This window comes from Pseudomonas sp. PB103 (assembly GCF_009764635.1).
In the GTDB taxonomy this organism is placed as follows: Bacteria; Pseudomonadota; Gammaproteobacteria; order Pseudomonadales; family Pseudomonadaceae; genus Aquipseudomonas.
Map to the genome: position 1 here is coordinate 21,295 of NZ_RWIL01000120.1, position 12,670 is coordinate 33,964.

Annotated in this window: 10 protein-coding genes; 8 read left to right on the plus strand and 2 right to left on the minus strand. The window is 62.5% G+C overall.

The genetic code is table 11. The annotated features are described in order from the left end of the window. The 8 genes from EJA70_RS21160 to EJA70_RS21195 all read left to right on the plus strand — a co-directional run bounded on the left by EJA70_RS21160 (nucleotide 1) and on the right by EJA70_RS21195 (nucleotide 11,646). Nucleotides 1-945 carry a DUF58 domain-containing protein gene (locus EJA70_RS21160; protein WP_158833252.1) on the plus strand — a complete coding sequence of 315 codons (945 nt, stop codon included), beginning with the start codon at nucleotides 1-3 and terminating at the stop codon, nucleotides 943-945. Then, nucleotides 942-1,439 (plus strand): DUF4381 domain-containing protein, encoded by a 498-nt coding sequence (locus tag EJA70_RS21165; RefSeq protein ID WP_158833254.1) that lies wholly within the window; start codon nucleotides 942-944, stop codon nucleotides 1,437-1,439. Before EJA70_RS21160 ends, EJA70_RS21165 begins: the two co-directional genes overlap by 4 nt. Continuing rightward, the gene (locus tag EJA70_RS21170) at nucleotides 1,432-2,511 is read left to right on the plus strand and encodes a VWA domain-containing protein (protein WP_008088005.1); all 1,080 of its coding nucleotides are present in this window, start codon (nucleotides 1,432-1,434) and stop codon (nucleotides 2,509-2,511) included. Before EJA70_RS21165 ends, EJA70_RS21170 begins: the two co-directional genes overlap by 8 nt. Continuing rightward, nucleotides 2,508-4,244, plus strand: coding sequence for a VWA domain-containing protein (locus EJA70_RS21175; RefSeq protein WP_158833256.1), 1,737 nt, complete (start codon nucleotides 2,508-2,510; stop codon nucleotides 4,242-4,244). The genes EJA70_RS21170 and EJA70_RS21175 overlap by 4 nt, the downstream gene beginning before the upstream one ends. Beyond that, a complete protein-coding gene (locus EJA70_RS21180; protein ID WP_158833258.1) occupies nucleotides 4,241-5,878 on the plus strand; it encodes a BatD family protein in 1,638 nt (545 codons plus the stop codon). The genes EJA70_RS21175 and EJA70_RS21180 overlap by 4 nt, the downstream gene beginning before the upstream one ends. 304 nt (nucleotides 5,879-6,182) lie before the next feature. After that, complete coding sequence (locus EJA70_RS21185; RefSeq protein WP_158833260.1) at nucleotides 6,183-7,427, plus strand: exonuclease SbcCD subunit D C-terminal domain-containing protein; 1,245 nt, start codon at nucleotides 6,183-6,185, stop codon at nucleotides 7,425-7,427. After that, nucleotides 7,424-11,065, plus strand: coding sequence for an AAA family ATPase (locus tag EJA70_RS21190; RefSeq protein ID WP_158833262.1), 3,642 nt, complete (start codon nucleotides 7,424-7,426; stop codon nucleotides 11,063-11,065). The genes EJA70_RS21185 and EJA70_RS21190 overlap by 4 nt, the downstream gene beginning before the upstream one ends. Continuing rightward, the gene (locus EJA70_RS21195; protein WP_158833264.1) at nucleotides 11,062-11,646 is read left to right on the plus strand and encodes a glutathione S-transferase; all 585 of its coding nucleotides are present in this window, start codon (nucleotides 11,062-11,064) and stop codon (nucleotides 11,644-11,646) included. The genes EJA70_RS21190 and EJA70_RS21195 overlap by 4 nt, the downstream gene beginning before the upstream one ends. A gap of 318 nt (nucleotides 11,647-11,964) precedes the next feature. On the opposite strand, the gene EJA70_RS21200 is transcribed toward EJA70_RS21195, so the two are convergent. Next, nucleotides 11,965-12,222 carry a hypothetical protein gene (locus EJA70_RS21200; RefSeq protein ID WP_053121152.1) on the minus strand — a complete coding sequence of 86 codons (258 nt, stop codon included), beginning with the start codon at nucleotides 12,220-12,222 and terminating at the stop codon, nucleotides 11,965-11,967. Further along, entirely contained in the window at nucleotides 12,219-12,431 is a 213-nt protein-coding gene (locus EJA70_RS21205; RefSeq protein ID WP_158833268.1) for a hypothetical protein, read from the minus strand. The genes EJA70_RS21200 and EJA70_RS21205 overlap by 4 nt, the downstream gene beginning before the upstream one ends. Nucleotides 12,432-12,670 lie beyond the last annotated feature (239 nt).

Here is a 12,670-nt window from a genome sequence, read left to right on the forward strand (position 1 = left end):
ATGAACGCCCCCCTGCCGTCCGAACCGGGCATCCGCGTCAGCCTCGCCGAGCTGATCGAGATGCGTCACCGGGTGCGCGAAGTGCAGCTGTTTTCCACGCCGAGCCAGCGCAGCCCGCTGATCGGCCTGCATCACTCGAAATTCCGTGGTCGCGGCGTCGACTTCGATCAGGTGCGGGTGTATCAGGCCGGCGACGACGTGCGCACCATCGACTGGCGCGTGACGGCGCGCACGCAAGAGCCGCACACCAAGCTGTTCCATGAAGAGCGCGAACGGCCGATCTTTATCATGGTCGAGCAAAGCACGCGGCTGTTTTTCGGCTCCGGGCTGATGTTCAAATCAGTGCTGGCGGCGCAAGCAGCCGCATTGATTGGTTGGGCCGCGCTGGGCCATAACGACCGGGTGGGCGGGCTGGTGTTCGGCGACAACGAACACTACGAAATCAAGCCACGGCGCAGCAAACAGAGCCTGCTGCAACTGCTCAACCGCCTGGTGAAGGTCAATCAGTCGCTGCACACCGAGCGTGAGCCGGATCGCGATGCCTTCGGCGTAGCCCTGCGCCGCGCCCGCGAAGTGCTGCGGCCCGGCAGCCTGGCGATCGTGATCTGCGATGAACGCGCGTTGTCCGACAGCGCCGAACAACAGTTGAGCCTGCTGGCGCGCCATTGCGATCTGCTGATGCTGCCCATCTCTGATCCGCTGGATCACGCCCTCCCCGCTGCCGGCCTGCTGAGGTTTGCCGAGCGTGGCGCGCAACTGGAACTCGACACGCTGAATTTCGACCTGCGCCAGACTTATCGCGCCCAAGCCGAATCACGCATCGCCCGCTGGGAACTGCTCGCGCAAAAACTGCGGGTGTTGCTGATGCCGCTGAGCACGCAAAGTGAAATGGTCGAGCAGATGCGCGAGTTCCTCAATCCGCAGCGTCCGGGGAAAGGTCGATGAACGGCCTCGAACAACTGCAACCGCTGATCTCGCCGCCACCGATTGCCTTCTGGCCACCGGCGCCGGGGTGGTGGCTGCTGCTTCTGTTGCTGCCGCTGCTGGGTTTCGCCGCGTGGCGCCTGCGCCGCTTTATCCCGATGAAGAAACGCCCGATCGTACGCGCTGAACAGCCGCTCGACCCGGTGCGCATCGCCGCCCTCGCCGAACTGGCGCAGATGCCCAAGCCCTACGACGGCGCCCCGGCCGGTGCCTGGCTGCAACAACTCAACGGCCTGCTCAAACGCCTGTGCCGCAACCATTATCCGTACAGCCAGAGCCACACCCTCAACGGGCGTAAATGGCTGGCGTTCCTTGATAACCGCTGCCCGGCGGCGGGCCTGACGCGCTGGATGGTGCTGGTCGAAGGCGCGTACAAACCGGAATGCAAACTCGACGATAAAGCCATCGCCGGCCTGACCCAAGCCGTCGACACGTGGATTCGCAAACATGTTTGAGTTCGCCTGGCCGTGGATCTTTGCGCTGTTGCCGCTGCCGTGGTTGATGCGCCTCGTATTGCCGGTGGCCGACAGCGGCGAACCGGCGCTGAAAGTCAGCTTTCTGTCCGACCTCGAAGGCCTCGCCCGCCGTCGCGCCCGCGCCAACCTGCCGGCGTGGCGCCAACAAGCACCGTTCATGCTCCTGTGGCTGTTGCTGTTGACCGCCGCCGCGCGCCCGCAATGGCTCGGCGAACCGTTGCCGATTGCCGCCAGTGGCCGCGATCTGCTGGTGGCGGTGGACGTGTCCGGCTCGATGGATTTCCCCGACATGCAGTGGCAGGACGAAGACGTCAGCCGTCTTTCGCTGGTTCAGCATTTGCTTGGTGACTTCCTGGAAAGCCGCGACGGCGACCGCGTTGGCTTGATCCTGTTCGGCAGTCAGGCGTACCTGCAAGCGCCGCTGACGTTTGATCGCCACACCGTGCGCGTCTGGCTCGACGAGGCGCGAATCGGCATCGCCGGCAAGAACACCGCCATCGGTGACGCCATCGGTCTGGCGCTGAAACGCCTGCGCATGCGCCCGGCGCAAAGCCGCGTGCTGATTCTGGTGACTGACGGCGCCAACAATGGCGGTGAAATCGATCCATTGACCGCAGCCAGATTAGCCGCCAGCGAAGGCGTGAAAATCTATCCGATCGGCATCGGCGCCAATCCCGAGGACAGCGGTTCGACCGGTCTGCTCGGCGTCAATCCGAGCCTGGACCTCGACGAACCGGCGCTCAAGGCCATCGCCGAAGTCACCGGCGGCCAATACTTCCGTGCGCACGACGGCAAAGAGCTGCAAGCGATCAAGGACACCCTCGACCAGCTCGAACCGGTGACCCAACAACCGACCCAGGCGCGTCCGGCGCAAGCCTTGTATCACTGGCCGCTGGCGCTCGCGTTGTGGTTGAGCCTGTTATTGGTCGCCCGTGAATTGTGGCCGGATAACCCGCTGCAACGCCTGTTCACCAAGGAGCTGTATCTGCAAAGTCCGCTGCCTGACTGGCGCGAGCGCCTCAAGCGCCTGCGTCTGCGGAGGCGCCGATGATCGCGCTCTGGCCGCACTGGTTCCGCCCTTGGTGGTTGCTGTTATTGCCGCTGCTCGGCTGGCTGATCTGGCAGCTCTGGCACCGGCAGAAACGTGCCGGGCGCTGGCAGATGATTTTGCCGCCGGCGTTTCATGCCACCTTGCTCAGCGGTGGCAGCGGGCGCGACAGCAAACTGCCGTGGATCGCCCTTGGCGTGGCGTGGCTGCTGACGATTCTGGCGCTGCTCGGGCCGAGTTGGGAGCGCGTCGAACAGACCAGCCAGAAACCCGCCGACCCGTTGGTGGTGGTGCTGGAGCTGACCCCGGAAATGCTCGCCACCGACTCGCCGCCGACGCGGCTGGAACAGGCCCGACGCAAGCTATTTGACCTGTTGCAGGCGCGCAGCGATGCGCAGACCGCCATCGTCGTTTACGCCGGCAGCGCGCACACGTTGGTGCCGCTGTCGGATGATCTGGCCACGAGTCGCAATCTGCTCGATGCGCTGAAACCGTCGCTGATGCCGGAAAGCGGTCATCGCGCCGATCTGGCGGTGCGCAAAGCGCTGGCATTGTTGAAACAGGGCGCGCTCGGTCAGGGACGGATTCTGCTGATCGGCTCTTCCTTGAACGAAGAGGAACGCCAAGGCATTCGTCGCGCGCTCAGTGGTGAATCGGCGCAACTGCTGATGCTCGGCGTCGGCACCGCTGAAGGTGCGCCGATTGCCCAGGAGGACGGCAGCTTCCTCAAGGATGAACAAGGCGCGATTCGTGTGCCGCAACTCGACAGCCCGGGCCTGAGCGCATTCCTCAACAGCGTCGGCGGTGAATACCACCCTGCCCGCCTCGACGAGGCGGATCTTGGCGCGCTCGGCCTGCTCAACGGCCCGCGCAGTCTGCGCGACGATGGCCAGACCGTGCGCCTGGACACTTGGGCCGATCAGGGTTACTGGCTGCTGTTGCCGCTGTTGTTGCTCGCCGCATGCGCCGGGCGGCGTGGCTGGTTGTTCTGCCTGCCGCTGCTGTTCTGTCTGCCGCAGCCGAGCTACGCTTTCGACTTCGAAGATTTGTGGCTGCGCCCGGATCAACAGGGCCTGCACTTGCTCAAGCAGAAACGCCCTGCCGAAGCGGCGCAACATTTTGCTGATCACCAGTGGCAAGGGGTGGCGCTGTACGAGGCCGGCGACTACAGTGGCGCCGCTCAGCGCTTCGCCGAAGGCAGCGATGCCCGCGCCCACTACAATCGTGGCAACGCGCTGGCAAAAAGTGGTGAGCTGGAAGCGGCGATCGATGCCTATGAACAGGCCCTGGAGCTGCAACCGGACTTGCGCCCGGCGCAGACCAACAAGGCGCTGGTAGAGAACCTGCTGAAGCAGAAACGCACGCCGCCGCCCGCCGAACCGGAACGCAAACCGACCGAGCAGAACTTGCCCAGCGACGAGCCGCCGCCCGCGACCGCACCGCCGCCAGCCGTGAAAAGCGAAAGCCCGAGCGAAGCGCAACCGGCCGAGCCTGCCAGCGAACCGCCACCGACTACACCGCCGCAGCCCGGCCCCAATGAAATACCGGGCAGCGATGAGGAAGAGCAGACGGACACCGTGCCGACCCTGCGCCCAAGCGAGAACAACCTCGACGGCGAGCAGCGTCAGGCTCTGGAACAATGGCTGGGCAAGATCCCGGACGATCCGGGCGAACTGCTGCGACGCAAATTCTGGTACGAACAGCAACAACATCAGGATCAGGAAAACACTCGATGACCCGCTTCACCGCTCTCTTGCTGCCCCTGCTGATTTGCTCGGCCATCGCTGATGCGGCCGAGCTGACCGCCAGTGTGGATCGCAGTCGCCTGAACTCCGGCGAGACGGTCGAGCTCACCCTCGAAACCAGCGACGTCACCCAGTTTGGCAAACCCGACCTGACACCGCTGGAGCCGCTGTTCGAAGTGCGTGGCACGCGCCAGGTCAACCAGCTCAACACCCTCAATGGCGACAACCGCGCGACCACGCGCTGGATCATCACGCTGTTGCCGAAAGAGAACGGCAGCGTGGTCATTCCGCCGTTGCAGATGGGCGATGTGCAGAGCCAGCCGATCACCGTGCAAGTGGTTGAAAGCGATACCCGCGAAGACAAGAACAGCCTCGATCCGGTGTTCATCGAAGCCAGCCTCGACCAGTCCAGCGTCTATGTGCAGGCCCAGGCGATCCTGACGTTGCGCATCTACCATTCGGTGTCGCTGTACGACGACAGCAGCCTGACCCCGTTGCAGATCGCCGATGCGCGCATCGAGCAACTGGGCGATACGCGCACCTACGAAAAAGACCTCAACGGCGTGCGCCATGGCGTGATCGAAATGCGCTATGCGATCTATCCGCAGCACAGTGGTTTGCTGACGATTACCCCACAAACGTTCAGCGCCACGCTGGTCGATACGCAGCCCGCGCAAGAGAACAATGCGCAGGGGCCGAAGCCGGGCAAACTGATGCGCGTCAGTTCCTCGGCGATCCCGTTGACGGTCAAACCCAAGCCGCTCACTTATCCGGTCGATGCCCCTTGGCTGCCGGCGCGCAGCCTGAGTTTGAGCGAGAGCTGGAACCCTGAACCGGAACACACGCAGATCGGCGACTCGCTGACCCGCAGCCTGACCCTGAAAGTCGAAGGCCTGGCCAGCTCGCAACTGCCAGCGCTGCCCGCCACCGACGTCAACGGTTTGCGCCGCTACCCCGATCAACCGGTGCTGAGCAATCAAAGCACCGACCGCGGGCTGGTCGGCAGCCGCGAAGAACGCGAAGCGCTGGTGCCGAGCCGCAGCGGCGCAATCGACCTGCCGACGGTGGACGTGGTGTGGTGGAACACCTTCGAAGACCATCTGGAACACAGCAGCTTGCCCGCACGCACCCTGCAAGTGGCGAACAACCCGAGCCTGCAGGTCGACACCCCGGCCGGTAACCTGCAACCGAGTGTCGTCGATAACGATGTGTTGTGGTGGTGGAAGCTGAGCACGCTGATTCTCGCCTGCACCACCCTGCTCGGCTTCGGCCTGTGGTGGCGCGCGCGCTGGCAACCGGCGGTGCATCGCGCCGCCCAAACCGGCCCAAGCCCGCGCACCTTGATGGACGACATCAAACGCGCGAGCCAGGCCAACGACCCGCAAGCAACGCGGCAGGCGCTGGATGCGTGGGCGCGTCAACAGCCGGAAACCCTGGCGGACATGGCGGCGCGGTTTGTGCCGTTGTCAGATGCCCTCGACGGGCTCAACGGCGCGCTGTACAGCGAAACCGGCCAGCATTGGCAGGGTGAGGATTTGTGGCGAGCGATCCGCACGATTCCGACCGCTGAGCGCGTCCACGACCCAGTGGGTGACAGTGGGTTGCCACCGCTCTACCCCAAATAACCCCCTCTCGATAATGTAGGTGAACCCTGTGGCGAGGGGATTTATCCCCGATGGGCTGCGAAGCAGCCCCAAACCCTGCAACCCAACTCTGTCTGACACACCGTGCAGCCTGATTTGACGACTGCTGCGCAGCCGATCGGGGATAAATCCCCTCGCCACAGGGTTCCCTTTCTAACCTGCATCTCCATTCCATACAGAATGACTTCGACCACAGGCTGCGGTTTTGCCAGTAAACTCTCCCCCTCTTTCGCCGCCTCTTCATTTCCTCGCGGCCATCACCTCTTTAATTGTTGCGGAGTCCGCCTTGCGTCTGTTTCACACCTCCGACTGGCACCTTGGGCAAAACCTGCACGGCCAGGAGCGCGATTTCGAGCACGCCTGTTTTCTCGAATGGCTGCTGGGTCAACTGAAACTGGCGCAGCCGGATGTGCTGCTGATTGCCGGTGACATCTTCGACACGGTCAATCCGCCGGTCAAAGCCCAGGAACGTCTCTACGATTTCATCGTCAGCGCCCACGAGCAGCAGCCGTTGCTGACCATTGTGATGATCGCCGGCAACCACGATTCCGGCTCGCGTATCGAGCTGCCGGCGCCGTTGATGCGCCGTTTGCGTACGCACGCGCTGGGTCGGGTGTTGTGGCTGGATGACGGCCAACTCGATGCCGAGCGTCTGTTGCTGCCGTTGCCAAATGCCCAAGGCGAGATCGCCGCGTGGTGCCTGGCGCTGCCGTTCCTGCGACCGGCGGAAGTGACGGGCGCGCATCTGGGCGACAACTATTTGCGCGGCATCGGTCAGGTGCACGAATGGCTGATCGAAGCGGCCAACGCCAAGCGCCAACCCGGTCAGGCTTTGATTGCCATCAGCCATGCGCACATGGCCGGCGGCTCGGTGTCGGAAGATTCCGAGCGTAGCCTGATCATCGGCAATGCCGAAGCCCTGCCCGCCAGCCTGTTCGGGCCGAGCATCAGTTACGTCGCCCTCGGTCATTTGCACAAGCCACAGAAGGTCAATGGTGAGGAGCGCATTCGCTACAGCGGTTCGCCGATTCCGTTGTCGTTCTCCGAGATCAAATATGAACATCAGATTCTCGACGTCCTGCTTGAGGGTGAAACCCTGATCAGCGTCGAGTCGAAACACATTCCGAGATCGGTTCAGCTACAACGCATCGGCCCGGCACCGCTGGCCGAGATCCTGCTGCAACTGGCAGACCTGCCGAACATCGACCTGCTCGCCGAAACCCAACGCCAGCCGTGGCTCGAAGTGCGCGTAACCCTCGACGAGCCGCAACCGGATCTGCGCCACCAAGTGGAAAACGCCCTGCAAGGCAAAGCCGTGCGCCTGGTGCGCATCGCTGCCGAATACGCCGGCAACCGTGGCGCTGACGGCGAGGCGGACGGCACTACGCTGATCGAACTCGACCAACTGACCCCGCAAGAGTTGTTCAGCCGCGCCTGGCTCGACAACTACGGCAACGAGGTCGATGAGCAAACGCTGAAGGACTTCGCCGAACTGCTGCAAGACGTGCAACTGGAGGGCGAGCAGCCATGAAGATTCTCGCCATTCGCTTGAAGAACCTCGCCTCGCTGGCCGGGCCATTCGAGATCGATTTCACCGCTGAACCGCTGGCCAGCGCCGGGTTGTTCGCGATCACTGGCCCGACCGGCGCGGGTAAAAGCACCCTGCTCGATGCGTTGTGCCTGGCGCTGTTCGGCGCCGTACCACGCTTGAACAACACCGGCCGTGACGCCAAAGTCCCGGACGCTGACGGCGAAATCGCCACTGGCGACCCGCGCACCCTGTTGCGTCGCGGCACCGGTGAAGGCTATGCCGAAGTGGATTTCGTCGGTGTCGATGGCCGTCGTTATCGGGCACGCTGGGAAGCCAACCGTGCCCGCGAGAAGGCCGGCGGCAAGTTGCAGGCCAGCCGTCAGAGCCTGCGCGACATCGATCAGGATCAACTGCTCGCCAGCCAGAAAGGCGAGTACAAAACCCAACTGGAAGCGGCACTGGGCCTGAACTTCGAACAGTTCACCCGCGCCGTGCTGCTGGCGCAGAGCGAGTTCAGTGCGTTCCTCAAGGCGGACGACAACGACCGTAGCGAACTGCTGGAAAAACTCACCGACACCGCGCTGTACACCCGCCTCGGTCGTCGCGCGTTCGACAAGACCAAAGAGGCCCGCGAAGCGCACAAGCTATTGCAGGATCAGGCCACCGGCGTCACTCCGCTCGCGCCCGAAGCGCGGGCGGAACTGGATGAGCGTTTCAACGCCGCGCAACAGCACCTGAAGTTGCAGCAGGCGCAACTCAAACAGCTTGAGCAACAGCACAGCTGGCTCAAGGATTTGCGGCTGTTGCAGGACGCGCAGCAAGCTGCCACCGAACAATTGCACAGCGCCCGGCAGCAATGGGAAGGTCTGGCCGGCGAACGCGTGAAGCTCAACCGTCTGGAACAGCTCGGCCCGCAACGCCACCAGTTCGCGCGCAAAACCGAGCTCGATGCGCTGCTGACACCGTTGGCGGCACAGATTGCAGAGCACACCCGGCAGCACGCCGAACTGACTGAACGCCAGACGCAACTTGAGCAAGATCTCAGTGCGGCAAAAGTGGCCCTGAGCGAAGCGCAGCAGCGTCAGTCGGAAAATGCGCCATTGTTACGTCAGGCCTTCGAAGAGCAAAGCACCCTCGCCCGCCTGGCCAAGGATGTCGCCGCTTGCGCTGACGCCAAAACCAACGCGCAACAGCAGTGCAGCGACGGCCAGGGCGCCATTCAAGCCTTGCAGGAAAAACAGCGCGAGGTCGCCGAACGCTTGCAGCGCATCGCCGCCGAGCTTGCGCAAAGCGCGCATCTGGCGCCGTTGAGCGATGCGTGGAATGCCTATCGCGATCGTCTCCAGCAACTGATGCTCATCGGCAATCGCCTGAACAAGGGCCAGGCCGAACTGGCGAGCCTCGAAGAAAACGCCACGCGTAGCGCCGAAGCGTTGACCACGCAGAAACAGCAACTTGAGGTGCTGTTCAAAGAGGCCGGCGCCGAGCCGGATGCCGTCGCCGAACAAATTGGCATCCTCGGCACGCTGTTGCAGGACAACCGAAAACAGCTGCGCGCCTTCGAAGACCTGTCGCGCCTGTGGGCCAGCCACCAGGATCTGGACAAGCGCGGTGCCGAACTGCAACAACGCCAGCTCAGCGCTCAACAGGAACGCGAGCGCCTGACGCAGGACGGGGTGAAAAGCAAAGCCGAACTGACCGTCGCCGAGCAAACCCTCAACGTCACCCGCGAACTGCTTGAACGCCAGCGCCTGGCGCGCAGTGCCAGTGTCGAGGAGTTGCGTGCGCAGTTGCAGGACGATCAGCCATGCCCGGTCTGTGGCAGCAACGAACATCCGTACCACCAGCCCGAGGCACTGCTGCAAAGCCTCGGCCGTCACGATGAAAGTGAGCAGGCCAACGCCCAGCAAGTGGTCGATCAGCTCAAGGAAAAGCTCATCGAACTGCGCGCCGAAGTCGGTGGCGTCATTGCGCAGCAGAAAGAACTGCTGCAACAGCAAGAACAATTGGCGAGCCAGCAACAGGCGCTTGCGCCGAGCCTCGAAGCCCATCCTTTGTCCGCGCAGTTGCTGAATCAGGACGCCGACAAGCGCGACGCCTGGCTCCTCCGCCAGAACGAGCAGTTGAACCAGAGCATCACGCAGGACGAACAGCGCCAGAGCGCCCTGCTCACCCTGCAACAGGATGCCGCGCGCCTGACTCAACAGTTGCGTCAGGCGGAAACCGCACATCAACAAGCCGCGCAGCACTTGAGCAATCAGCAGCGCGAGCTGAGCAGCGACCGTCAACGCCTCGACGAGGAACTGACGGCGTTCGGCACGCTGCTACCGGCCGACACCCTTGAAGCCCTGCGCCAGGAACCGGCGGCGACGTTCATGCAACTCGACCGGCAGATCGCCGAGCGCCTGGCACAGGTCGAGCAGCAAAAGGAAGAATTGAGCGAGCAGCAGCAACGCCAGCAGACGCTGGAGAAAGAACAGGACCGACAGCTGACCCGCGTGCAGCAAGCCCAATCGGCCGAGCAGCAGTTCAACGCGCTGGCCGAACAGCAGCAAGTCTGCCAGCAAAAGCTCGCGCAATTGCTTGGCGAGCACAACTGCGCCGAGCACTGGCAGCAACAACTGGAACACGCCGTGGAACAGGCGCGTAACGCCGAAACCGCCACGGCGCAGGAACTGCAAAGCGTGCGCACGCAGTTGGTGCAGATCGCCGCTGAGCTCAAGGCGCAGCAACAGCGTTTGCAGGCACTGGAAAGCGAGGACCAGGATCTGGCCGGCAAGATAGCCGACTGGCGCGCGCGCCATCCCGAGCTGGATGATGGCGGTCTCGAAGACTTGCTGCGAGTCGACGACGCGCAGTTCAGCGAGCTGCGCCAGCGCTTGCAACTGAACGAAAAAGCCATCGAGCAAGCCACGGTCTTGTTGCAGGAACGTGAGCGGTTACTGGTCGACCATCAAGCCCAAAGCAACGGCAATCTCGACGCCGAGCAACTCGCCACGGCCCTGACGGATCTGCAGAACCAGTTCACCGTCAGCGAACAGCAATGCGCCGAACTGCGTGCCGAACAGGTCGAAGACCAGCGCCGACAGAACGCCAATCAGGCGCTGGCCCAGCAGATCGCTGATGCCTACGCCGAGTATCAGCGTTGGGCGCGGCTCAGTGCCTTGATCGGTTCGGCGACCGGCGACACTTTCCGCAAGATCGCCCAGGCCTACAACCTCGACCTGCTGGTGCATCACGCCAACGTGCAATTGCGCCAACTGGTCAAACGCTATCGCCTGAAACGCGGTGGCAGCATGCTCGGTTTGCTGGTGATGGACACTGAAATGGGCGACGAACTGCGCTCGGTGCATTCGTTGTCGGGCGGCGAAACGTTCCTCGTGTCGCTGGCGTTGGCATTGGGCCTGGCGTCGATGGCGTCTAGCACGCTGAAGATCGAATCGCTGTTTATCGACGAAGGCTTCGGCAGCCTCGATCCGGAGTCGCTGCAACTGGCGATGGATGCGCTGGACGGCTTGCAGGCGCAAGGGCGCAAGGTCGCGGTGATTTCCCATGTGCAGGAAATGCACGAACGGATTCCCGTGCAGATTCAGGTACAGCGTCAGGGCAACGGTTTGAGCACACTGGAGGTGAAATGAACACGCTGTACTCGTTCCGCCGCTGCCCGTATGCGATGCGGGCGCGCATGGCGTTGCGTTATTCGGGTGTGCCGGTGGACATCGTTGAAGTCAGCCTCAAGGCGAAACCGGCGGAGATGCTGGCGATCTCGCCCAAGGGCACGGTGCCGGTGCTGGATGCCGATGGTCGGGTGATTGATGAGAGCCTGGAAATCATGCGCTGGGCGCTGGCGCAGCATGATCCGCAGGGTTGGTTGCTGGGTGGCGATGCGCGGATTGCGGAGCTGATCGAGGCGAATGATCAAGGGTTCAAGGTGCAGTTGAATCGCTACAAGTATGCCGAGCGTTATCCGGAGCAACCGATGGAGGTTTATCGGGCTGAGGGTGCAGTGTATTTGCAGCGGCTGGAGGGGTTGCTGCAGGATCGCGATTATTTGCTGGCGGATCATTCGAGCCTGGCGGATATCGCCCTGCTGCCGTTTGTTCGGCAGTTTGCGCATGTCGATCGCGAGTGGTTTGCGCAGACGCCTTATGTACGGTTGCAAGCATGGCTGCACAATTTCCTCGAGTCCGATCTCTTCACCTCGATCATGAAGAAGTAACCCTCTCCTTCCTTCCTGCCTGATTGATCGTTCCCACGCTCCGCGTGGGAATGCCTCAAGGGACGCTCCGCGTTCCAATTGGACGCAGAGCGTCCGGGGCTGCATTCCCACGCAGAGCGTGGGAACGATCAACCCTGTGGTGAGGGGATTTATTGTGGCGAGGGGATTTATCCCCGTTCGGCTGCGAAGCAGTCGTGAAACCATTCTATGCGGTGTGTCAGGCAAATTTGAGTTGCAGGATTTGGGGCTGCTTCGCAGCCCAACGGGGATAAATCCCCTCGCCACAATAAATTCCATCACCACAATGGATTGCGGTGTCTAGGCAAGCGCATTGCACATCCCAAGCGCCATGCAATCCACTTCGAAAGGCCCAAGGAAATCCGCCGAAACCTTCACCGGCGGATTCCCCGCCATCAGTCCCAACGTATTCGCCCGTTCGATGTTATGCGCAATGCTGTGATTGGCTTCTATGGCCCGCGCCAGGCCGCCCACCGAGCCTTGGCCGACGCCCAATAACGAGGCGCCGTTGGTCATGACCGCCAGACTGGCGATGACCCAAAGTCTGTAGCCTTTCATGCGCCGCCAACTCCCGCGAGTTCCGCCCGGTCGACCATCACGCTCTGCGAGCGGACTTCAAACTGGATGCCGGGGTGGGCGACGTCGATCGGCGCGTCGAAGGTGTGTTCCATCTGCGAGGCGATGCTGACGACCAACACCACGGCCAGGTAAAGACCGATGGCCAGGTAGGCGCCGCGTTTGGCTGAATGAAGGATTGCGCTGGCCATGGTGTTCTCCGTGGGCATGTTTCGATGGCCACAGAATCGATCAAAAAAGCCGGGGTAACCACTCAGGGTTTGCCATAGTGAACATCAGCTTCGTTGATTATTTAGCCGGTCTATTTGCGCATTCGAGAAAACCTATGACGCTACGAAACGCACACGAGGGCGACGATCAACACGCGCACAAACATGTAGGAGCTGCCGAAGGCTGCGATCTTTTGACGTTTAAGATCAAAAGATCGCAG